Genomic DNA, 22229 nt, shown 5'->3' on the forward strand with positions numbered 1-22229 from the left:
CAGCTTGTCTTGCTTGTGGCGGGCGTAAATCAGCCGGGTATGGCGAACAGAGCTGCGAACAAAACCAGCCACACAAGGGCGGTAGAGGAGGTTAACATCGGTAATCTTCCTTGCCGTGGCAGGCGGTAGCGAAATCGCCAAAGTGGCGTATCACCGGGACGGCCGCGAAAAAGGAAGGTGCACACAGGCACGCGTGGAGCAGGCGTTTCCTTCCCTTCGCCGGAATTACCCGGATCAGGTTCGAAGGGTTACCGCACACAATACGGAGTCTCAGCCATCGCAATGGCGCCCCCAGGAATGAAAATAGAGTAAGAAGTCTGTTCGTACTTGTCAATTGCAGGTATCTGGGCCTACAGGTCTGTGCATCCGTTGTGCTATGGTTTTGGCTCGACACGGGGTGTCCTGCTTTGCAGGGCTGAGAGTACACCCGTTGAACCTGATCCAGTTCACACTGGCGAAGGGATGTCAGCCGCAGGCGCAGATGAAATGCAGCGCCAAATCTGTGACTTCATACCTTCGCCTCAGTCATGAGGTGTCTATGTACAAATCTGCCCGTTTTGATCAACAACTGGTTCTGATAACCGGTGCTGCCCGCGGTTTGGGCGAACATTTGGTGCGCGCGTTTTTGCGCGAAGGCGCCAGCGTGGTGATCAACTATCGCAACAGCGCCGAAGCAGCGCACAAACTGGCCGGCGAAGATCCGGTACGTACGCTGGCGGTGCAGGCTGACGTGACCGACCGCGTCGCAGTGCAGGCGATGTTCGCCCAGGCACGGCAGCATTTTGGGTTTCCGGTGACCACCGTTATCAACAACGCCCTGCCGGATTTTTCATTCAATGGCGACGCTCGCCCCAACGCGGAACAGTTGACCTGGGAAAATCTGAACCAGCAGTTTGCCGGCGTGGTGGGCGGGGCGTTGAATACCACCCAGGCGGCGCTGGCCGGCATGCGCGAAGCGGGATTCGGCCGCATTGTGAACGTGGGAACCAACCTGTTTCAGAATCCAGTGGTGCCGTATCACGATTACACCGCGGCCAAAGCGGCGTTGCTGTCACTTACCCGCACCCTGTCGCAAGATTTGGGGCCGGACAACATCACCGTGAATATGGTCTCCGGTGGCCTGCTGCGCACTACCGACGCCTCTGCCGCCACGCCCGAAGCCGTATTTGATTTCATCGCGGCCAGCACACCGCTGCGGCGGGTGACCACGCCGGCGGAATTTGCCGACGCTACGCTATTTTTTGCCTCGCCCTGGGCGCGCTCGGTGACCGGGCAGAATCTGGTGGTGGACGGCGGGTTGGTGAAAAACTGATGGCTGCCTCACCGTCAGATCCACGCATGATGCACCTCAATCTCTTCCTGATGGGCTGCGGTCACCACCGGGCCGCCTGGCGCCATCCGCAGTCTGCGGTGGAACAGGTGGGCGATATCCGTTATTACGAGCGTTTGGCGCAAACCGCCGAACGCGGCAAGCTGGACGCAGTTTTCTTCGCCGATAGCAATTCGGCCGGTAATGTGTCCGATGGCAGCTGGTTTTACCTAGAGCCGCTGACGGCCATGGCCGCCATGAGCCGGGCAACGGAGAAAATCGGCTTCATCAGCACAGTATCCAGTACCTTTTACACTCCGTTTCACGTCGCGCGCCTGGTGGCCTCGTTGGATCACATCTCTGGCGGCCGCATCGGCTGGAACGTGGTTACCTCAATGTTTGATGTGGAAGCCCGCAACCACGGTTACAAAACCATGCCCGATCACGCCGAGCGCTATCGCCGCGCCGACGAGTTTGTTCAGGCGGTGCTGGGATTGTGGGATTCCTGGGCCGATGACGCTTTAACGTTTGATCGCCAGGGCCATTACGCCGACCCAGCCAAGGTGCAGCCCATAAACCACCGGGGTGAGTTTTTTCGAGTGGACGGGCCGTTAAACGTACCCCGTCCACCGCAGGGGCATCCGGTGTTGTTTCAGGCTGGCGCTTCTGAGCCCGGGCGGGAGCTGGCAGCCAGATGCGCTGAGGCGATTTACGCGGTGGCTTACGATTTGCCAGCAGCGCAAAGCTACTATCGCGACATAAAACGGCGGGTAAAAGCCGCCGGCCGTGAGGTTGACGTGCCGATCATGCCCGGGCTGGTCACTTACGTGGCGCCCACCGAAGCGGAAGCAAAAGCCAAGCAGCGTGAGCTAGACGAATTGTTGCCCGCCGATGCGTCTTTGCGCCAGTTGGCCCTGTTTATTGGGCAGGACTGTTCAGGCTGGGAACTGGACGCACCTGTGCCAACGCTGCCGCCGCTGGAAGAATTCAGCGGGCCGCAGGGGCGATACAGCACCATTTTGCGAATTATTGAAACCGAACAACCCACTCTGCGCCAGTTGCTAGGTCGGCTGGCGGCAGGCGGAGGCCACTGCACCATGGTGGGCACGCCAGAGCAGGTCGCCGATAAGATGGAGCATTGGTTCCGCAACGAAGGCGCTGATGGTTTCAACCTGATGCCGCCGTCGCTGCCCGCCGGTATTGAAGACTTTATCGAACAGGTGGTACCGGAACTGCAGAACCGTGGGTTATTCCGCACGGAATATCAGAGCAATACTCTGCGCGCGCATTTAGGTTTGGCGCGTCCTGGCAATTCCTGAACCAGGTGCCTACTGCTGAAGCAGTTAAGGCAGCTGGGTTACCAACCGCCCTTCAAATCGATCTGGATGAAAAACTGGCACAATGCGCGGAGTCCACTGGCCCGCCAACGCCTCACCCTACTCGATATGTAACGTTGACACAGGGTATATAGTACCCGGATTTAACCACAAGGAAAGATGGCATGTTTTACTATGAGCTTCAGCCACGCTTCAGTGACACAGATGCTTTGGGTCATATCAGCAATACGACACTGCCCGTCTGGTTTGAGCAGGCCAGAATGCCGTTGTTCAAGATCTTCCACCCAACACTGGACGTGAAAACCTGGCCCTTGATTATCGCCCGAGTGGAAGTTGACTTTGTGGCACAGAGCTACTGGCACCTGCCGGTTGAAGTTCGTACAGGCGTCGGGAAAATAGGAAACAGCTCGTTTCAGGTGGTTCAGGAAGCTTGGCAGGATGGCAAGATGATTGCGCGCGGCAATGCGGTGTTGATTCACTTTGATTATAACTCAGAGAAAGCTCTCGCTATTCCTGATGACATCCGGGCAGAACTGTCCAGTCACCTCGCTGAATAGCTTGGCCCATGCACCAGCCGGTAACCTGTCGATATAACGAGGTGGTTCAGTGAATAACGCAAAATTAGTGCTGATTGTATTGTCAGTCATCATGCTCGTCGGTGGGTGTGACTCGGCTTCGCAAGCTACGGATGCCACTGGAGTTGCGGCAAAGGGGGCAGCGGAAGAGGGTGTTCAAAAGGACGTTTTATTGGCGCTTGAGCCGGACGAAATGGACTGGGTAGGGCAACAGATTTTTAACAATGAATGCAATGGGCAGTTTCAGTGCCTTGTTCACTGGAATGATGGAGAGGCGTTTCCCTCGCTGGGGATTGGACACTTTATATGGTACCCGGAAGGGGTAGATGAACCTTTTGTGGAGAGCTTCCCCAAACTTATTCAATATATGATCCAGCGGCAAGCACCGGTGCCTGAATGGCTCAGGGAGCTTGAACCTTTCGATGCTCCCTGGGCAGACAAAGCAGTATTTGAGTCTGCCAAAAATTCAGTCAGAGTGGCCGAGCTTCGGGAATTTCTGGCTGGCACTCAGGGGGTTCAGGCAGAGTTTATTTTTCGGCGCGCTCAGTCCTCGCTTGCAATGATCGTTGGGTCAGTACCTCTAGATCGGCAACCACAACTACAGGCCGATCTGGAGGCCCTGAGCGCTACACCAGGTGGCATCTATGCTTTGATGGATTATGTCAATTTCAAGGGAGAGGGCCTTTCAGATACAGAGCGCTATAACGGTGTGGGCTGGGGGCTTCGGCAGGTTCTTATGGCCATGGAGCCTAACCCGGAAGCCCTAACGCTGGAGCGCTTCCGGGAAGCGGCTGCAAAAGTTCTGACCCGAAGAGCTGACAACGCAGGCGATCCGATCGAGAGAACCCGCTGGCTAAAAGGATGGCTGAAACGTCTGGAGACCTACAAAGAACCGGACGGTGACCCAACTCTGCAGAAAAAAACCACTAATAATTAGTTGTATTTCCGAACTTTGTTCTACCTTGTAGTAATAAGACTCTATGTTGCCGCCTAAAAATGACGCGTCGCATTTCGCGACATGTGTCTTTTTTAGGGCTGGCTTATTGTCTCAGGTAAGCCTGAACGGCGACGAGAGTCTGGAAGGTAAAAACAAACAGACGTTCGGAGAAACAACAATGATAAAAGCAATATCCGTAGCCGTTGGTATGGCGCTTGTTGCAGGCGCGCTCACGACAACAAGCGTGTTTGCAGCAACAACGCTGGAAAGCGTAAAACAAAAAGGTCACCTCCAGTGTGGTGTGACCAGTGGTCTTCCTGGGTTTTCCCAGCCGGATGAGAAAGGCAGCTGGACGGGAATTGATGTTGATACCTGCCGGGCAGTCGCTGCAGCTGTCTTTGGAGATGCAAAGGCCGTTGAGTTTACACCCCTGACAGCGAAGGAGCGCTTCACAGCGTTGCAGTCGGGCGAAATTGACATACTGTCCAGAAATACCACCTGGACGCTTACCCGAGATGCATCGCTGGGGCTTAATTTTGCGGGTGTGAACTATTATGACGGGCAGGGTTCCTTGTTAACAAGGACATTGGCGTAGATGACGCGACCCAGCTCGATGGCGCCACCGTGTGCATCCAGGCGGGCACAACCACTGAGCTGAATCTCTCGGATTATTTCCGTGCCAAGGGTATGGATTTCAAACCAATCGTTTTTGACACGTCGGAGCAATCTGTTCAGGGGTTTGCCGCAGGGCGCTGTGATGTGCTGACATCCGATCGGTCCCAGCTCGCCGCTTTGCGATCCAAGCTTGCCGACCCGAATTCCGCAAAAATTCTGCCTAATACGATTTCGAAAGAGCCCCTTGGGCCGGTTGTGCGGCAGGGTGACGACGAGTGGTTCAACATCGTCAAGTGGGTATTGTTCGTTCAGATCAACGCGGAGGAGTTGGGTATTACCGAGGCCAATGTGGACGACATGCTGAAGTCGGATAACCCGAATGTCCAGCGTCTGCTGGGAACGGATGGCGACATGGGCGCCAAATTGGGCGTTCCGGATGACTTTGGTTATGCCATCGTGAAGCAGGTTGGTAACTACGGCGAAATGTACGACCGCAATATTGGTCCTGATACGGCCTCGGCCTTGAACGAGGTATCAACGCCCTTTGGACAAATGGTGGCATTATGTACGCGCCACCAGTGCGCTAATACCTGAAAGGCTTCACCGGGGGTGTTCTTGCAATGCACCCGGTGTTAACTCTGACGCTGTGTATTGCAGGGAAGCTTTTCGGGGCATTGCATGAAAAAACAAACGATTGATTCCAGGCCCGCCGGGCCCAAACCCTGGTACGACCCACGGGTTCGAGCTCTGGTTTTCCAGGTTATTTCCCTGGCAGTGGTGTGTTGGGCCGGCTGGACGTTGATAGGCAACACGCTCTCGAATATGGAGAGCCGGGGTATCAGTACCGGTTTCGGGTTCCTTGATGAGTCTGCCGGCTTCGGCATCATCATGCATCTCGTGCCCTACGATGCCACCATGTCCTACGGGCGCACCTTCTGGGTAGGTCTGACCAATACCCTGCTGGTCTCAGCCATGGGTATCGTTGCGGCGACCATTCTTGGGTTTCTGATTGGTGTCGCACGCCTGTCCAGTAACTGGCTGGTGGCCAGAATTGCGCTGGCGTACATTGAACTCATTCGAAATATTCCCCTTCTGTTGCAGATATTTTTCTGGTATTTCGCGGTTCTCAGCAACCTTCCGTCGCCACGACAAAGCATGGAGGTTGGCGGTGCACTGTTTCTGAACAACCGGGGCCTTTATTTGCCAGGGCCGATAACCCCGGAAGGCTTCGGGCTGGTCTGGGGTGCCATTCTGCTAGCCATCGTGGCGGTTGTAGGCGTCCGGAAATGGGCGAAGAAACGTCAGATGGCAACCGGGAAGATCTTTCCTACGGTCAAGGTAAGTGTCGCGCTTCTGATTCTTTTGCCGCTCCTGGCATTTGTCATTGCGGGTCTGCCTCTGGAATGGGAATTGCCTGCGCTGAAGGGGTTCAATTTTGGCGGCGGGATTTCGTTGATCCCCGAGCTGGCGGCGCTGTGGCTCGCACTTTCCCTCTACACGGCGAGCTTCATTGCGGAGATTGTACGCTCGGGCATTCTGTCGGTTAGCCAGGGGCAGACGGAAGCATCCAAAGCGCTGGGACTGCCGAATGGTTTGACCCTGAGACTGGTTGTTATTCCCCAGGCCATGCGGGTGATTATTCCGCCACTTACCAGCCAGTACCTGAATCTTGTGAAAAACTCCTCACTTGCAACCGCCATCGGCTACCCGGACCTGGTTGCTGTGTTTATGGGCACCACGCTGAATCAGACCGGCCAGGCGGTGGAGGTTGTTGCCATTACGATGGCCGTGTATCTCACCATCAGTCTGCTGATCTCACTGTTCATGAATGTTTATAACCGGGCCGTGGCGATCAAGGAGCGATGATGAGCGAATCGACGATCAAACCACCCAAAAAATACACGGGCCCGGTCAAGTGGATGCGCACGCATCTGTTTTCCACCTGGTATAACACCCTGCTGACCCTTGTGGTTGGCTATGTGTTGATCACCAATGTTGGGCCTCTGCTGAACTGGCTGTTATTCGATGCCACCTTCCAGGGCGCTGGCCCGGAGGATTGTGTGGGGGAGGGTGCCTGCTGGTTATTTATCAATCAGCGCCTGAATTTCTTTATTTACGGTTTCTACCCGGACGAGCTGCAGTGGCGAGTCGATGTCATGTTCGCATTGCTGGCGGTCGCGTTTGTACCTCAGTTTATCGAAAGGTTCCCTGGCCGAAAATGGCTCGGCATCTTCGGTATGACCGGCCTGCCTCTGATCGGCTATATCCTGATTCCGGGGGGCATTCTGGGTCTGGAAGCTGTGGAAAGCTCCAAGTGGGGCGGCCTCATGCTCACACTCATTCTCGCCTATATCGGCATTCTGGCTTCCCTGCCTATCGGTGTTTTGTTGGCCCTCGGGCGCCGGTCGGATATGCCTATTATCCAGGGGCTGTGCGTGGTGTTTATTGAAGTTTGGCGGGCCGTGCCTCTTATTACGGTGTTGTTCATGGCCTCGGTGATGCTGCCCCTTTTTCTTCCGGAGGGGATGAGCTTCGAGAAACTCGTGCGAGCACTGATTGGTATCACTTTGTGGCAGTCGGCCTACATGGCTGAAGTGATAAGGGGTGGGCTTCAGGCTATTCCACGGGGGCAGTACGAAGCAGCCGGTGCCCTGGGCCTTGGCTACTGGCGCAAGATGGGGCTGGTTATTCTGCCCCAGGCGTTGAAGCTGGTCATTCCCGGCATTGTGAATACCTTTATAGCACTGTTCAAGGACACCACACTGGTTCTGATCATTGGCCTGTTTGACATTCTTGGAACGGTTCAGTCAACGATAGCGGACCCGGCTTGGCAGAACGTTGCGATAGAGGGCTACGTCTTCGTGGCTTTCTGTTTCTGGGTGTTCTGTTTCGGGATTTCCCGCTATAGCCAGAACCTTGAACGCAAACTCGATACCAGCCACAAAACCTGATGGGTACGACTATGACGCAACACCCCGAATCCAAGGATTCACAGGCTGAGAAAAAGCCAGGCATTATTCGTGTGGAAGGCATGCACAAATGGTACGGCGATTTTCACGTCCTCAAAGACTTGAATCTCGCCGTCGATCAGGGAGAGCGCATTGTCATCTGCGGCCCCTCCGGCTCGGGGAAGTCGACATTTATCCGTTGTATCAACCGCCTGGAGGAACATCAACAGGGCCGAATCATTGTCGATGATGTTGAGCTAACCGATGATGTCCGACACATTGACAGCGTGCGCCGGGAAGTGGGCATGGTGTTTCAGCACTTTAATCTGTTTCCCCACCTTACGGTCCTGGAAAATTGCTGCCTATCGCCCATATGGGTGCGCAAAGTACCCCGTCGGGAAGCGGAGGCAGCCGCCATGGAATATCTGGAGCGGGTAAAAATTCCGGATCAGGCCACCAAGTATCCTGGACAGTTATCAGGTGGCCAGCAGCAGCGTGTGGCTATCGCCCGGGCACTGTGCATGAAGCCGAAAATCATGCTGTTTGACGAACCCACATCAGCGCTCGACCCGGAAATGATCAAGGAGGTTCTGGATGTCATGGTCGAGCTTGCCGGCAGCGGCATGACCATGATCTGCGTAACCCATGAAATGGGCTTTGCCAAGACCGTCGCGGACCGGGTGATTTTTATGGATGGAGGCGAAATTGTCGAAGAGGCACCGCCCTCCGAATTTTTCAGCAATCCGAGAGAGGCACGCACGCAGAAGTTTCTGCAGCAGATATTGTAGCGTTGGCGAGCAAGCGACACCCTACCGGGCCTCCGGCAGGGTGCGTACGTGAATATCTCGTTGCGGGAAGGGAATTTCTATGTCGGCCTCGGTCAGAGCATGAGTGATCGAGGCGTGTATTTCGTGGGACAGCGGCATAATGTCCTGCAGGTCTTTAACAAATACCCAAACCTCAAAATCGATACTGCTATCTCCAAGCCCCACACAGAAAACCTCAGGTGCCGGATCGCTCACCACGCGCTCATTCTTGGAGGCAACTTTAGCAAGTATCTCTTGAACCTTGTTTACGTCGGAGCCATAGGCCACGCCTACACGAAGGGTAACGCGAGTGATCGGGTCCGAGAGCGTCCAGTTGGTCAGATCCTGGGTAACAAAGGTTCTGTTCGGAACAATCTGTTCTTTTCTGTCCCAGTCGACCAGCGTTGTTGCGCGTATCCGTATGCGTGTAACGGTGCCGGTAACGCCCCCTATGGTCACCATGTCACCTACCCGGATTGGGCGTTCGAACAAGAGAATGACGCCAGAGACAAAGTTGGCGACTATTTCCTGGAGCCCAAAACCGAGGCCAACCCCAAGAGCTGCAACCAACCACTGCAGCTTGGACCACTGCACGCCAATCACCGCAAGGCAGGTCACCACACCCATGATCACAAGAATGTAGGTGGTAATCGTTGTGATCGCATAGCCAGCCCCGGGCTCCAGGTTCATCCTGCTCAACACCATTACCTCCAGGGTTCCTGGAAGGTTTTTAGCGGCCAGCACCGTTCCGGCAGCCACCAGTAACGCCAGCAGTGCATCGGCAAGTGTTATGGGCAGTGGATCGCCCCCCTGCAGGTCTGTGGCAATGGTCCAGAGGGTAATGTCGTTAAACAGTTGAAGCGCCGGGATAACATCGGCCCATAAGATGAATAAGCCGCCCATAGCCAAGGCCGAGATCACAATGCGCAGTAGGGACGAGCTCTGCTGACTAATATCTTTCAGGTTCATCTCTGGCATGTCCAGAGCCGGCATAGGGCTTTCAGCTGAGGCATCTTCAGCCTCTTTGGCTTCTGCCATTTCACGTTCGGCAGCCCGCTGCTCTGTAAGAAGCTTTAAGGTTAGCCGGCGCTCACGCACTGACAATGCCCTCAAGCCTATGTAGTAGATCAGTGAGTTGAAAGCTAGCCAGCATATGGAAACAAACAGATTTCGCTCAAGCTGCAAGGCTGTGTAGTGGTACCCAATCAGAGATGCTGTGGCCAGTACAAGAGGGGCGGAAACCGCAATAATGTGAAGGAAAAGGAGAAAGTTTCCTTGGGACTTGTAAGCTCTAACAGCTTTCATGATCCGTTGCGCAAATATCGCCAGTGCGATGGACACCAGAGTAAAGAGCAGGCGACCAAGCTGTCATCAAACTGAACGCCTCGGGTGTTGAGCTGGTAGATGTAGTAATGATGGTGACCGGAATGACAAAGGCCATCAGCAAGGGTATTTCCCGGCGAATAACCAGCAAAGAGTTGGGGTTCCAATGAAAGTGGCTTTCTCCAAGCCCTTTTTTGCGAGCCACGTTGCGGACAAAGGCGAGTAAAAACATGATAAAGGCGGCTGCTGTGAAGCCTTTGGATAGTGCAGCGAAAAACGCGTTGCCCTCCATCAGCACCAGAGCAGCCAGCGAAAACACAAGAACCCCCGGCAGGCCAGGAGAAAACTGTTCATCAGCGCGTGCAGCGTAAAAGCCGTGCGATCCTGACCTACGTTTCCAATAGGACGGCTGTTGGCCAGTAAATTATTTAAGATTTTTTTGCGTTTTATCACAAGCACTATGAGCAGCAGAGCGACCAGCCCAGTGCGCTCGCCCCGCTCGCTCACCGAGCGGGTAATTGCATTGCTCAATGCATCAAAACGCAGTTGGGAAATAAACCATTTGGCGGATTGGTATAACCCTCCGGCAGTTTCTGCATTGACTACTACCGCGCTCGGAAGCCAGAACAGCCTTTGTTGCAATAGCTCCTGGTAGTCCTGTACCTGATCCTGAAGTGCGGTCACTGTGTTGTAGTATTCATTGAGCGCATCAATATGTTCTGTAACGGCTTTGTGAAGGTTTCGCAGCAGCTCCGAACGGTGGCTTAGTAGCTGGCTTCGAGCGCCGTCATCTGGCTCTGCGATGGCCTCAAACTCCTCCAGCCTTAGTTGCTCTTCTCGTGCTGTGGATAATTTGCTCTCAATGCCTTCAATGAGGTCCTCGGCAATGCTTTGCCGTTGCAGTCGCTCAAGCCGCTGTTTTAAGAGGTCGGCGTAGCTGGCGGTTAAGTTAAGCCCCGCTTTTTCAAGCCTCAGCTCAAAGCTCTTGTACTCATCCTGCAGGCGGGTCAGAACGGATTCAGCGTAGTTCAATTGCTCCCGGCTTTCTAAAACAGCAGCTTGGCGCTGCTTAAGCGATGCTTGCAGCGCTCGAACCTGCTCATGGATATCTGCGTCCGCCGATTGCGGCAGTTTGATTTCGGGCGGTGAATCCGTGCCTTTCTCCAGCTCCGGTTGCACGGCCGGGCGAGATTCTTCGGCCTTCTCTGGCTCTTGATCGCCATCGTCGCTTTGCTGCGGTGCTTTGGTTGATTGCACCGGCGAGCTCTCAGAGTTTTCCGCGAGGGCAGGGAATGCTGAAAAGCAGAGTAGAAGAACCCCGGCCAGCCATGTTATTAGAATTGAGTAACGGGTCGGGTATTGCTTCATGGTTTTGCTCATAGGGTGTGTCGTTTCAGACGCTTGAGAGCGGGGTCTTTTTCAGCTCGAGTGGTTGCCCGGGCTTTGCAACCAACCACCAAACGTTTTCATCCCAATCACCCAGAACAATCCGCTTTGAGAGTTTGCCATTTACTTCAAGGCTGTGCTCGGCGGGCCTATGGGTATGGCCATGAATCAGTTGTGGCACATCGTGGGCCTCCATAACACGCACAACTTCTTCAGGCGTAACATCCATGATGTCTTCTGCTTTACCCTGGTTTGTTGCCATGCTCATTTCCCTGAGTTGCCGGGCCATTTGCTGGCGGTCTTTGAGAGGCCGAGCCAGGATAAGCTTCTGTGTTTGCGGGTTGCGCATGTTGGCACGGAACTTCTGGTACTCGACATCGGCTGTGCAAAGACTGTCGCCGTGCATCAGCAGAGTAGGGGTGCCGTACAGGTCTATATGCGTTGGGTCATCCAGCAGCGTTGCGCCGGCGCGGGCGCAGAAATCTTCGCCTAGTAGAAAATCCCGGTTGCCGTGCATCAGGAAAAGGCGGGTACCGCTCTCGCTGAGCTCTCGCAGTGCGGCTGCAACCTGCTCCTGCAACGGCGTGCGCTCGTCGTCACCAATCCACGCCTCGAAAAAGTCACCAAGGATGTAAAGCTGCTCCGTGCCTGGCGCTTTCGTTTTCAGAAACCTGAGAAACGCCCCGGTAATGTCGGGGCGAGACTCTTCCAGGTGGAGATCGGAAATGAACAGCGTGGTCACGCTGCGCCTCCATCCTCTATAACTGTGGCTTTTTCAATCACTACGTCCTCGAAGGGTACGTCCTGGTGGCCTGCATCCATGGTGGTGCGTACCGCACGGATGGCATCTACTGTGTCCATGCCTTCCACAACTTTACCAAACACGCAGTAACCCCAGCCTTCTGCGTTCTTTGCTGTGTGATCCAGGAAACCGTTGTTCTCAACGTTCACGAAGAACTGAGCAGAGGCGGAGTGCGGGTCCATAGTACGGGCCATAGCTACGGTACCTTTCATATTGCTCAGGCCGTTGTCTGCTTCGTTCTTGATGGGGTCACGGGTTTTGCGCGCGACCATGCCAGGTTCAAAACCGCCACCTTGCACCATGAAGTTGCTTATAACCCTGTGGAAGATCAGACCATCGTAGAAGCCTTCACGCACATACTGCTCAAAGTTCTTGGCTGTTTCAGGGGCTTTTTCGTAATCGAGTTCGAGCTTGATATCGCCGTGGTTAGTGGTCAGCAGAATCATCAGGGTTTCCTGTTTATTGAGTTTGAGTTGGCTAAAGAAGACATTGTACTCAAGAGTTTCCAGCGATGCATGAGTCCGGCCCTGATTTATGAGTATAATGCCCGGTTTATGATCCACTTCTTTTAAGAGATTGTATGAGCGCCGAGTCGAAGAAAGCCCATAACTTTATTCAGAACCTGATCGAAGACGCCGTTGCAAAAGGCGAGCATACCGGCCAGGTCGTAACCCGTTTCCCGCCCGAGCCGAACGGTTACTTGCACGTCGGCCACGCCAAATCCATCTGTCTCAACTTCGGTATTGCCGAGACATTTGCCGGCGGGTGCAATCTGCGGTTTGACGACACCAACCCGGAGAAGGAAAGCCAGGAGTACATTGATGCCATCAAGCGGGATGTAGAGTGGCTGGGTTACACCTGGGCCGGGGACGTGCATTATGCCTCTGACTACTTTGATGCCCTTTATTACTTTGCCGAAGAACTGATCGAGAAGGGCAAGCTTATGTGTGTGCGTTATCTGCGGATGAAATGGCGGAATACCGTGGCAGCCTGAAAGAGCCGGGTAAGAACAGCCCCTATCGCGACCGTCCTGCCGAGGAGAGCTTAAAGCTGTTCCGTGACATGCGCGATGGTAAATTTGCCAATGGCGAGATGGTGTTGCGGGCCAAGATTGATATGGGATCGCCCAACATCAACTTGCGCGATCCCATCTTGTACCGCATTCGTTACGCCGAGCATCACCAAACGGGCAATAAGTGGTGTATCTATCCGATGTACGATTTCACACACCCCATCTCCGATGCTATGGAGGGGGTTACTCACTCCTTGTGTACCCTGGAGTTTGAGGACCATCGCCCACTTTACGACTGGGTTCTGGATAACATTACTGCTCCGTGCCAGCCGCGGCAGATCGAGTTTTCCCGGCTCAATCTGAATTACACCATAACCAGTAAGCGTAAGCTCAAACGGCTGGTTGACGAGCACCTGGTAGACAGCTGGGATGACCCGCGCATGCCTACTATTTCCGGTATGCGGCGTCGGGGTTATACCCCTGAATCCCTGCGCACCTTCTGCGACATGATCGGTGTGAACAAGGCCGGTGGCACCGTCGATATGGGAATGCTGGAATTCGCTATACGAGAGGATCTGAACACTCGCGCACCTCGCGCCCTGTGTGTGATGCACCCTCTGAAGGTGACGCTCACGAACTACCCTGCTGACAAAACAGAAACCCTGGTGTTGCCGGTACATCCGCAGAACCCTGATATGGGGCAGCGCGAAGTCACCTGGAGCCAAACTCTGTATATCGATCGGGAAGATTTTGTAGAAGAGCCTCCGCGTAAGTGGAAGCGTTTGGCGCCAGAGCAGGCTGTCCGTCTGCGCGGTGGCTATGTAATGACATGTAAAGAAGTGGTGCGGGATGCCAGTGGTGACATTGTGGAGCTTCGCTGCGAGTACGACCCAGCTACTCTGGGCGTTAACCCCCAGGGCTACAAGCCTAATGGTGTTGTCCACTGGGTCTCTGAGAGTAGTAGCGTAGAGTGTGATATCAATCTATACGACCGCTTGTTCAACCACGAGACGCCAGATAGCGACAAGGAGGGCGATCTGGTTGATCACATTAACCCGGGATCGCTTGTGGTGCTCAAAGGCGCACGAGCTGAGCAGAATCTGGCTACGCCTCGCACAGATATTCCCTATCAGTTCGAGCGGGAAGGCTATTTCTTCTGTGATCAGGAACTGACCGCCAAAGCCGGCAAGCCGGTATTCAATCGTACTGTTACCTTGCGGGATTCCTGGGGTAGTAAGGGGTAAGCATTCGGGAGACCAGCTGTGATCAAAATTTATAATACGCTCACCCAGCAAAAAGAAACGTTCACGCCCATCGAGCCAGGCAAGGTTCGTATGTACGTATGCGGCATGACGGTCTATGACTACTGCCATCTGGGGCATGCCCGGGTGTTGGTGGCGTTTGATGTGGTGACACGTTACATGCGTAACCGTGGGTACGATGTAACCTATGTGCGCAACATAACGGATATCGACGACAAGATTCTCCGCCGTGCGGAGGAGAACGCAGAGCCGTTCACCGAACTGACCGATCGCATGATCACTGCAATGCATGAGGATGAGACTAAGCTTGGTGTGCTTTCGCCCAGCGCAGAGCCTCGTGCAACGGATTATATCGCTGAGATCATCGCCATGATCAACACGCTGATTGAATCGGATCATGCTTATGCTGCCGGCAACGGCGATGTGTACTTTTCCGTTGAATCGTTTGAAGGCTACGGAAAGCTCAGCAAGAAAAAACTTGAAGATCTGCTGGCTGGAGCGCGTATCGACGTACACGAAGCCAAGCGCAGCCCGGCTGACTTTGCGTTGTGGAAAGCCGCAGGCGACGTCGAAGTGAGCTGGCCGTCGCCTTGGGGTAATGGTCGCCCCGGGTGGCACATTGAATGTTCTGCCATGTCTACTCGCTGCTTGGGTGATACCTTTGATATTCATGGTGGTGGGCCGGATTTACTGTTCCCCCATCATGAAAACGAGATTGCGCAGTCTGAATGCGCGACGGGGCACACGTTTGTAAATACCTGGATGCATGCGGGCGCGATCCGTGTGAACAAGGAGAAGATGTCCAAATCCTTGGGCAATTTTTTTACCATCCGGGAGATTCTGGACACCTATCCTGCGGAAGTGGTGCGCTTCTTTTTGGTTTCTAGCCATTACCGTAGCCAGGTTGATTATTCTGAGGACAACCTTGCTGAGGCGGGGCGCTCTCTGGAGCGGCTATACCATGCGTTGCGGGGCGTTGTGCCAGAAAATTCCGGCGACGTGCCGGAGACAGAGCATGACCGGCGTTTTTTTGAATTAATGGACGATGATTTTAATTGTGCTGGCGCGATTTCGGTTCTCCACGCCCTTGCTAATGACATAAATCAACACCGACGTGAAGGCCGGGACAATGAGGCGAAAAAAGCCACAACCGTTCTGGTTCGTTTGGGCGAAATTCTGGGGTTGCTTCAGCAGGACCCAGATGGTTTCTTCCAGGCGAATACCGCTGGAGAGCTGAGCGCCGAAGACATTGAGGCGAAAATTCAGGCCCGTGCAGATGCCCGTAAAGCTAAAGACTTTGCTGGTGCTGACCGTATTCGTGATGAGCTGATAGAGCAGGGCGTTATCTTGGATGACTCCCGCGAAGGCACAAGTTGGCGGCGCGGCTGATACTTTCACCAACGTCGTGTTGTGCTCCAGGAAATGACCTTGTAGGGATTTTCTCGTATAATGCGGCTTTTCATTTACCCGGCTCGACTACTGCTACGGTCGGGTCAGGCTAACTCACTGAGGCTAAAAACGATGACAGAACGCGTACAACTTGGCGGCATTCAGGTCGCAAAGAATTTGTATGACTTCGTAAATAACGAAGCAATTCCGGGCACCGGACTGGATGCAGATAAATTCTGGGCAGAATTCGACAAGATCGTTAACGATCTGGCACCGCGTAACCGTGAATTGCTGGCCAAGCGTGGCGCAATCCAGGAGAAAATGAACAGCTGGAACAGCGAGCACAAGGGTCAGAAGCTGGACATGGCTGCCTATAAAGCTTTCCTGAAAGAAATCGGCTACCTGGTAGACGAGCCGGCAGATTTCCGGATTTCTACTGCAAATGTTGATCCTGAAGTCGCGACCATGGCTGGTCCTCAGCTGGTAGTGCCGATCATGAACGCCCGTTTTGCGCTGAACGCAGCCAATTCTCGTTGGGGCAGCCTGTACGATGCGCTTTATGGCACCGACGCGATTTCCGAAGAGAATGGCGCTGAAAAAGGCCGCGGCTATAACCCAGTGCGCGGCGCTAAGGTTATCGAGTTTGCACGTAACCTGCTGGATAACTCTGCTTCGCTGGCTTCCGGTAGCCATAAAGATGCAGCTTTGTATCAGGTTGCTGGTGGCAAACTGGCCGTTAAACTGCAGAGCGGCGATGTCACCGGCCTGAAAGACGAATCTGGCTTTGTGGGTTACACCGGCGCCGCCGATGCACCTACAGGTATCCTGCTGGTCAAAAACGGCATGCACTTTGAAATTCAGATCGATGCCAGCCACCCGATTGGCAAAGATGACGGCGCCCACGTTAAAGACGTGCTTATGGAATCTGCGCTGACCACTATCATGGACTGCGAAGATTCAGTCGCAGCTGTAGATGCTGATGATAAAACGCTTGCCTACAGCAACTGGCTGGGCCTGATGAAGGGCGATCTGGAAGAAACTTTCGAGAAGGGCGGCGAGCGCCTGACTCGTAAGATGAATCCGGATCGCGAGTACACCGCAGCCGATGGCGGCCAGATAAAGTTGAAAGGGCGTAGCCTGATGTTTGTCCGTAACGTTGGGCACCTGATGACTAACCCGGCCATTCTTCTGAAAGATGGCAGTGAAGTGCCTGAAGGGCTCATGGACGGCATTCTGACCTCTCTGATCGCCATTCACGATCTGAAGGGTGATGGTCAGTTCCAGAACAGTGCCACCGGCTCTGTGTACATTGTTAAACCAAAAATGCACGGCCCTGAAGAAGTCGCCTTTACGAATGAGTTCTTCGGTCGCGTTGAAGATGCCTTGGGTCTGCCGAGCTTCACTCTGAAAATCGGCATTATGGATGAAGAGCGTCGCACCACGGTTAACCTCAAAGCTTGCATCCACGCGGCCAAGGATCGTGCAGTGTTCATCAACACTGGCTTCCTGGATCGCACTGGCGATGAAATGCACACGTCCATGGAGCTTGGGCCATTCATCCGGAAGGGCGAGATGAAGCAGGCGGCATGGATTGGTGCCTACGAGCAATGGAACGTTGATGTTGGCCTGGAGACCGGCTTCCGTGGCGTTGCCCAAATTGGTAAGGGTATGTGGGCCATGCCGGATCTGATGGCAGGCATGCTTGAGCAGAAAATTGGCCACCCGAAAGCCGGTGCCAATACGGCATGGGTACCTTCACCAACAGCGGCAACTCTGCACGCGACCCATTATCACCAGGTATCAGTGGCTGATATCCAGAAAGATCTGGAAAGCCGCGCTCGTGCCAGCCTGGACGACATTCTTACCGTGCCGGTGATGGAGGATGCATCCAAGCTGACTGCGTCAGATATCCAGCAGGAGTTGGACAACAACGCCCAGGGTATTCTGGGTTATGTTGTGCGCTGGATCGACAGTGGTGTTGGTTGCTCCAAGGTTCCTGATATTAACGATATCGGCCTGATGGAAGACAGGGCTACCTTGCGCATCTCCTCGCAGCACCTGGCTAACTGGTTGTACCACGGCATCTGCACCGCGGCGCAGGTTGAAGAAACCATGAAGCGCATGGCACAGGTTGTTGATAAGCAGAACGCCAATGATCCGACCTACCGGGCGATGGCGCCAAATTTTGCTGACAACATTGCGTTCCAGGCCGCCATGGACCTGGTGCTTAAGGGGCGTGAGCAGCCAAGTGGCTACACTGAGCCGCTGTTGCATGCGTATCGCTTGAGAGCAAAAGAGAAGTTTGGTCAGTAAAATCGGCTGAAATACAAAAAAACCCGCTTCGGCGGGTTTTTTTGTATTTGCACTGGTATTCGGTATCAAGAGCGCTGTGCGATCACTTGTCGTGCAGCTCGTTCGCCGCATACAGAGTGTTTTGCAGAAGAGTCGCAATGGTCATCGGGCCAACGCCGCCGGGAACCGGCGTTATGTAGGCCGCACGTGCCGAAGCAGCTTCAAAATTCACGTCGCCCTGAAGTTTGCCGTTCTCCATGCGATTGATGCCCACATCAATGACCGTGGCTCCAGGTTTTACCCATTCGCCTTTGATTAACCCCGGTTTGCCTACAGCGGCAATCAGAATGTCGGCTTCCCGAACAAATTTTTCCAAGTCCGGAGTGAAACGGTGGCACACAGTGGTGGTTGCACCCTTAAGCAGCAGTTCCATGGTCATCGGGCGCCCTACGATGTTTGATGCCCCCACAATCACTGCATGTTGGCCCTTGTAGGGGGTGTTAATGCTGTCTAGCAGAGTTATCACCCCAGCTGGTGTGCATGGCCGTAGAGCTGGCTTACGCTGCACCAGGCGGCCGATATTGTATGGGTGAAATCCGTCCACATCTTTGTCAGGGCGGATTTTCAGCAAAATAGGGTCGGCGTCCAGGTGTGCTGGCAGTGGAAGCTGTACCAGGATGCCATCGACCACGGGGTTCTCGTTCAGCTCATCAATCAGGGCTTCCAGAGCCTGCTGCGAGGTGTCTTCTGGTAGGTCGTAGGAGAGTGAGAGAATGCCGGCAGCGTCACAGGCCTTACGCTTGTTGCCTACATATATCTCAGAAGCCGGGTCGCTTCCCACGAGTACCACGGCCAGGCCGGGTGCGCGTAGCCCCTTGCCGGTGCGGCTTTCTACGCCGAGGGCGACTTGTTGCCTGACTTCGGCGGCAATTTCTTTTCCATTGATTAGTTTGGCGCTCATGTTTCGTCTTGTCGGTTGGGCATTAGTAAGTGAAGGCGCGCATTGTCTCACGCTTGCCCCTCAACTCCAATTTAGGAACACACGCTGATATCGGGGTGATTTACCCAGGTGTTTCAGGGTTAGCGAGCAGATATATATAAGAATTTGGTTTTCATTGTTGACGGAACCGTTTGGCGACGGTAATATGCGCGCCAACTTAGCTGATGCAACATGTTGTTCAGTTCAGACGGGGTATAGCGCAGTCTGGTAGCGCGCCTGCTTTGGGAGCAGGATGTCGGGAGTTCGAATCTCTCTACCCCGACCATTTTCTGAATGTTCAGATGGGTGAACGGTCATGCGCCCGTAGCTCAGCTGGATAGAGCATCGGCCTTCTAAGCCGAGGGCCGCAGGTTCGAGTCCTGCCGGGCGCACCATTAAAGCCAATAGCTTAAATGGTACCAAAGCACCGCAGGTAGCAAAGTTGAAAGGCTAGTGAATTAGTTATCGAATATACCGAAAGGTATGTCCTGATGTGGTGGACGTAGCTCAGTTGGTAGAGCTCAGGATTGTGACTCCTGCGGTCGAGGGTTCGATCCCCTTCGTCCACCCCACTTTTCCTAGAAGAGTTTTCTGCATTTATTACGTGTGCCAATACCGTGTCAGCAATCGATATTTTAGCGACCAGTAAAATACGGTAAAATGGCCGAGAATTATCAGTATTTCGGGTTGTGGCGAAATTGGTAGACGCGCCAGATTTAGGTTCTGGTTCCGAGAGGAGTGGGAGTTCGATTCTCCCCAACCCGACCATATTTTAAAGGCTCTTAGAGGCAATCTAAGGGCCTTTTTCATTATAGCTCTAGCTGATTGCCCTAAGTGCACGGCACTTAATTCTATGAATCCGGGGTTGTCCCCCCTTTGTTTTTCTTTTTTTGCCCCAAACTCCTCCTTTATAAGCGCCGCCGTTATCGCGAACCCTGAAACTACCTTTGGCAGATGATTCTCTCGTTGGGGCAAACCGTGATAAACTAACGGCTTTTAATTTTGGGTCCTTTCCGAGGAAACCGCTCAGGAATGGACTTTTGGTTTTAATTTCATTCATATACCGAACCCGAAACTTGAGGATCCTCCATGCAAGTGTCTGTAGAAACGACCTCCAACATTGAGCGTCACATGACGATTAGTGTGCCCGCCCAAGAAATTGACCAAGCGGTTCAGAAACGCCTGCAGGAAACTGCGCGCACGGTGCGCCTGAACGGTTTCCGTCCTGGCAAGGTGCCCATGAGCGTGGTCAAGCGTCGTTTCGGTGACAGCGTGCGCCAGGAAATTGTCGGCGATATCATGCGCGACAACTACATCAAAGCGCTGCAGGAGCAGGATATTAACCCTGCGGGCTGGCCTAAGCTTGAGCCAAAAACCATGGAAGCCGGCAAGGATCTCGAGTTCGTTGCCATTTTCGAAGTTCTTCCTGAAATTGTGCTGGGCGACCTGAGCAAGATTTCCATCGAGAAGCTGACCTCTGAGATTACCGACAAAGATATTGACACCATGGTCGATAACTTGCGTCGCCAGCAGGCCACCATGAAATCTGTTAAGCGTAAGTCCAAGAACAAAGACGTGCTGACGATCGATTTCAAGGGCTCTATCGACGGTGAAGAGTTTGAAGGCGGCGCCGCTGAAGGTCATAAGCTGACTCTGGGTTCTGATCAGATGATTCCAGGCTTTGAAAAAGCCATCGTTGGTGGCAAGGCTGGCGAAGAGCTTGAGATTGAAGTGACATTCCCTGAGGATTATCACAACGAAGATCTCAAAGGAAAGCCTGCAAAGTTTGATATCAAGATTCACGAGGTTGAAGAGCCGCAGCTGCCAGAGCTGAATGCCGAGTTCTTTACCAAGTTTGGTATTGAGGCAGAAGACGAAGCCGCCTTCCGTGAAGAAGTGAAAAAGAACATGGAGCGTGAGCTCAAGCAGGCCGTTGCTAACAAGGTCAAGAATGACGTTGTAGACGGTCTTTTGGAAACCACTGAGGTGGATATTCCTAGTACCTTGGCCGATCAGGAAATTGATCGTCTGCGTCAAGACGCAGTTAAGCGCTTTGGTGGCCAGGTGGACTTCCAGCAACTGCCTAAAGAAATTTTCCAGGAGCAGGCTGAGCGTCGTGTTAAAACGGGATTGCTTTTCCAGGAAGTTGTTAAGGTTAACGACCTGAAAGTAGATCCGGCCAAGGTTGATGAAAAGATCCAGGAGATCGCGTCAACGTATGAACAGCCAGATGAAGTCATTGCACACTTTAGTGGCAATCCGGAGCAGAAGAGCCAAATTGAGTCTTCTGTACTGGAAGACCAGGTTGTTGATTATGTACTGTCACAGGCCCAGGTAACGGATAAGAAGGTCAAGTACGAAGAGGCTATTCAGGCTGGGCAGGCGCAGCAGGGCTGATACTGACCAGATAATTGTGCCAGGGTCGGATTGAATTCGGCCTGGCTGGCCTAATAAAGTTAACAGCCGGCATGTCCGGCTGTTTTCAGCTTGGTTGGCGACTGGCAAAGTATAAGATGCAAGAATACTGAAAATGCCGTGGTTTGAAGCCACGTCCTATTTTTTCATAAGGAGTTCAGGCGCATCATGATGCAGAAACCGATTGATGGTCCCGCAATGGTTACCAGTTCCGGCTTGGTGCCAATGGTTATCGAGCAGACTGCCCGCGGGGAGCGCTCGTTCGATATTTATTCCCGTCTGCTCAAGGAACGCGTGATCTTCATGGTGGGCCAAGTGGAAGATCACATGGCTAACCTGATCGTGGCGCAGCTTCTGTTCCTGGAATCGGAAAACCCGGACAAAGACATTCACCTTTACATCAACAGCCCAGGCGGCTCTGTAACTGCAGGCATGTCCATTTACGACACCATGCAATTTATCAAGCCGGATGTGTCAACCCTGTGTGTGGGCCAAGCGGCGAGCATGGGCGCATTCTTGTTGGCTGGTGGTGCTGAAGGCAAGCGTGCCTGTTTGCCCAACTCGCGGGTAATGATTCATCAACCTCTGGGTGGTTATCAGGGCCAGGCAACTGATATTGAGATCCATACCCGCGAGATTCTCAAGATACGGCATACGCTCAATTCCATCCTGGCCTACCATACTGGCCAAGATCTGGAAACGCTCGCAAGGGACACGGATCGTGACAATTTCATGGATCCGACCCAGGCGAAAGAGTATGGCCTGATTGACTCGATACTTGATAAGCGCGTACCGAATAAATAATACTGGCAGTAATTGCATCACCCCTGGCCGGCGCACGA

The 22229-nt window shown here is 53.7% G+C and carries 17 protein-coding genes, 4 tRNA genes, 2 pseudogenes and 2 riboswitches; of the genes and pseudogenes, 17 read left to right on the forward strand and 6 right to left on the reverse strand.

Annotated features, from left to right (window positions below; genetic code table 11):
• Window positions 1-194 precede the first annotated feature (194 nt).
• A riboswitch (TPP riboswitch) is annotated at window positions 195-303 on the reverse strand.
• Between the two features lie 80 nt (window positions 304-383).
• Window positions 384-480, forward strand: a riboswitch (TPP riboswitch).
• A 58-nt stretch (window positions 481-538) separates the two neighbouring features.
• The 8 genes and pseudogenes from BCA33_RS03490 (at window position 539) to BCA33_RS03525 (ending at window position 8509) form a co-directional block, all read left to right on the forward strand.
• Window positions 539-1312, forward strand: coding sequence for a 3-oxoacyl-ACP reductase (locus BCA33_RS03490; RefSeq protein WP_071263502.1), 774 nt, complete (start codon window positions 539-541; stop codon window positions 1310-1312).
• Complete coding sequence (locus BCA33_RS03495; protein ID WP_217632603.1) at window positions 1312-2628, forward strand: LLM class flavin-dependent oxidoreductase; 1317 nt, start codon at window positions 1312-1314, stop codon at window positions 2626-2628. Before BCA33_RS03490 ends, BCA33_RS03495 begins: the two co-directional genes overlap by 1 nt.
• Window positions 2629-2810: 182 nt before the next feature.
• Window positions 2811-3203, forward strand: a complete 393-nt coding sequence (locus BCA33_RS03500; protein WP_071263504.1) for a thioesterase family protein — start codon at window positions 2811-2813, stop codon at window positions 3201-3203.
• Between the two features lie 49 nt (window positions 3204-3252).
• On the forward strand, window positions 3253-4158 hold the full coding sequence (locus BCA33_RS03505) for a hypothetical protein (RefSeq protein ID WP_254774157.1): 906 nt from the start codon (window positions 3253-3255) through the stop codon (window positions 4156-4158).
• 208 nt (window positions 4159-4366) lie between these two features.
• Window positions 4367-5360: pseudogene (locus BCA33_RS03510) on the forward strand (amino acid ABC transporter substrate-binding protein).
• Between the two features lie 91 nt (window positions 5361-5451).
• Window positions 5452-6639, forward strand: a complete 1188-nt coding sequence (locus BCA33_RS03515) for an amino acid ABC transporter permease (protein ID WP_071263506.1) — start codon at window positions 5452-5454, stop codon at window positions 6637-6639.
• Window positions 6639-7724 carry an amino acid ABC transporter permease gene (locus BCA33_RS03520; protein ID WP_071263507.1) on the forward strand — a complete coding sequence of 362 codons (1086 nt, stop codon included), beginning with the start codon at window positions 6639-6641 and terminating at the stop codon, window positions 7722-7724. The genes BCA33_RS03515 and BCA33_RS03520 overlap by 1 nt, the downstream gene beginning before the upstream one ends.
• Window positions 7724-8509, forward strand: a complete 786-nt coding sequence (locus BCA33_RS03525) for an amino acid ABC transporter ATP-binding protein (RefSeq protein WP_302848211.1) — start codon at window positions 7724-7726, stop codon at window positions 8507-8509. Before BCA33_RS03520 ends, BCA33_RS03525 begins: the two co-directional genes overlap by 1 nt.
• A gap of 21 nt (window positions 8510-8530) precedes the next feature.
• Here BCA33_RS03525 and BCA33_RS21265 read toward each other — a convergent pair whose 3' ends face one another.
• The 5 genes from BCA33_RS21265 to BCA33_RS03540 form a co-directional block, all read right to left on the reverse strand.
• A complete protein-coding gene (locus tag BCA33_RS21265) occupies window positions 8531-9832 on the reverse strand; it encodes a mechanosensitive ion channel domain-containing protein (protein ID WP_254774158.1) in 1302 nt (433 codons plus the stop codon).
• Window positions 9819-10169, reverse strand: a complete 351-nt coding sequence (locus tag BCA33_RS21270) for a hypothetical protein (RefSeq protein WP_254774159.1) — start codon at window positions 10167-10169, stop codon at window positions 9819-9821. Before BCA33_RS21270 ends, BCA33_RS21265 begins: the two co-directional genes overlap by 14 nt.
• On the reverse strand, window positions 10142-11107 hold the full coding sequence (locus tag BCA33_RS21275) for a hypothetical protein (protein ID WP_254774160.1): 966 nt from the start codon (window positions 11105-11107) through the stop codon (window positions 10142-10144). Before BCA33_RS21275 ends, BCA33_RS21270 begins: the two co-directional genes overlap by 28 nt.
• A gap of 136 nt (window positions 11108-11243) precedes the next feature.
• Window positions 11244-11978, reverse strand: a complete 735-nt coding sequence (locus BCA33_RS03535; protein WP_071263509.1) for a UDP-2,3-diacylglucosamine diphosphatase — start codon at window positions 11976-11978, stop codon at window positions 11244-11246.
• Window positions 11975-12484 (reverse strand): peptidylprolyl isomerase, encoded by a 510-nt coding sequence (locus BCA33_RS03540; RefSeq protein WP_071263510.1) that lies wholly within the window; start codon window positions 12482-12484, stop codon window positions 11975-11977. Before BCA33_RS03540 ends, BCA33_RS03535 begins: the two co-directional genes overlap by 4 nt.
• Before the next feature lie 134 nt (window positions 12485-12618).
• On the opposite strand from BCA33_RS03540, the pseudogene BCA33_RS03545 reads away from it, so the two are divergent.
• From BCA33_RS03545 to BCA33_RS03555, 3 genes and pseudogenes are all read left to right on the forward strand, one after another.
• A pseudogene (locus BCA33_RS03545) lies at window positions 12619-14294 on the forward strand (glutamine--tRNA ligase/YqeY domain fusion protein).
• Between the two features lie 18 nt (window positions 14295-14312).
• Window positions 14313-15701 (forward strand): cysteine--tRNA ligase, encoded by a 1389-nt coding sequence (gene cysS, locus BCA33_RS03550; RefSeq protein WP_071263511.1) that lies wholly within the window; start codon window positions 14313-14315, stop codon window positions 15699-15701.
• A 132-nt stretch (window positions 15702-15833) separates the two neighbouring features.
• Window positions 15834-18014 (forward strand): malate synthase G, encoded by a 2181-nt coding sequence (locus BCA33_RS03555; protein ID WP_071263512.1) that lies wholly within the window; start codon window positions 15834-15836, stop codon window positions 18012-18014.
• An 82-nt stretch (window positions 18015-18096) separates the two neighbouring features.
• Here the strand turns inward: BCA33_RS03555 and folD are convergent, their stop codons facing one another.
• Entirely contained in the window at window positions 18097-18954 is an 858-nt protein-coding gene (gene folD / locus BCA33_RS03560; RefSeq protein WP_071263513.1) for a bifunctional methylenetetrahydrofolate dehydrogenase/methenyltetrahydrofolate cyclohydrolase FolD, read from the reverse strand.
• 227 nt (window positions 18955-19181) lie between these two features.
• On the opposite strand from folD, the gene BCA33_RS03565 reads away from it, so the two are divergent.
• The 6 genes from BCA33_RS03565 (at window position 19182) to clpP (ending at window position 22191) form a co-directional block, all read left to right on the forward strand.
• A tRNA-Pro gene (locus tag BCA33_RS03565) sits at window positions 19182-19258 on the forward strand.
• A 32-nt stretch (window positions 19259-19290) separates the two neighbouring features.
• A tRNA-Arg gene (locus BCA33_RS03570) sits at window positions 19291-19367 on the forward strand.
• 101 nt (window positions 19368-19468) lie between these two features.
• Window positions 19469-19544 (forward strand) — tRNA-His (locus tag BCA33_RS03575).
• 111 nt (window positions 19545-19655) lie between these two features.
• Window positions 19656-19740 (forward strand) — tRNA-Leu (locus BCA33_RS03580).
• Between the two features lie 321 nt (window positions 19741-20061).
• Complete coding sequence (gene tig, locus BCA33_RS03585) at window positions 20062-21369, forward strand: trigger factor (protein WP_071263514.1); 1308 nt, start codon at window positions 20062-20064, stop codon at window positions 21367-21369.
• 186 nt (window positions 21370-21555) lie between these two features.
• Window positions 21556-22191 carry an ATP-dependent Clp endopeptidase proteolytic subunit ClpP gene (clpP, locus tag BCA33_RS03590; protein WP_071263516.1) on the forward strand — a complete coding sequence of 212 codons (636 nt, stop codon included), beginning with the start codon at window positions 21556-21558 and terminating at the stop codon, window positions 22189-22191.
• Window positions 22192-22229: the final 38 nt, after the last annotated feature.

Origin of the sequence: Marinobacter sp. AC-23 (genome assembly GCF_001858325.1) — a bacterium.
Taxonomy (GTDB): Bacteria; Pseudomonadota; Gammaproteobacteria; order Pseudomonadales; family Oleiphilaceae; genus Marinobacter.

Coding starts and splice junctions, on each gene's coding strand:
- tig (WP_071263514.1), top strand. CDS start 20,062: ATGCAAGTGTCTGTAGAAACGACCTCCAACATTGAGCGTCACATGACG.
- BCA33_RS03490 (WP_071263502.1), top strand. CDS start 539: ATGTACAAATCTGCCCGTTTTGATCAACAACTGGTTCTGATAACCGGT.
- BCA33_RS03495 (WP_217632603.1), top strand. CDS start 1,312: ATGGCTGCCTCACCGTCAGATCCACGCATGATGCACCTCAATCTCTTC.
- BCA33_RS21265 (WP_254774158.1), bottom strand. CDS start 9,832: ATGAAAGCTGTTAGAGCTTACAAGTCCCAAGGAAACTTTCTCCTTTTC.
- BCA33_RS03540 (WP_071263510.1), bottom strand. CDS start 12,484: ATGATTCTGCTGACCACTAACCACGGCGATATCAAGCTCGAACTCGAT.
- BCA33_RS03515 (WP_071263506.1), top strand. CDS start 5,452: ATGAAAAAACAAACGATTGATTCCAGGCCCGCCGGGCCCAAACCCTGG.
- folD (WP_071263513.1), bottom strand. CDS start 18,954: ATGAGCGCCAAACTAATCAATGGAAAAGAAATTGCCGCCGAAGTCAGG.
- BCA33_RS03525 (WP_302848211.1), top strand. CDS start 7,724: ATGGGTACGACTATGACGCAACACCCCGAATCCAAGGATTCACAGGCT.
- BCA33_RS03520 (WP_071263507.1), top strand. CDS start 6,639: ATGAGCGAATCGACGATCAAACCACCCAAAAAATACACGGGCCCGGTC.
- BCA33_RS03500 (WP_071263504.1), top strand. CDS start 2,811: ATGTTTTACTATGAGCTTCAGCCACGCTTCAGTGACACAGATGCTTTG.
- BCA33_RS03555 (WP_071263512.1), top strand. CDS start 15,834: ATGACAGAACGCGTACAACTTGGCGGCATTCAGGTCGCAAAGAATTTG.
- clpP (WP_071263516.1), top strand. CDS start 21,556: ATGATGCAGAAACCGATTGATGGTCCCGCAATGGTTACCAGTTCCGGC.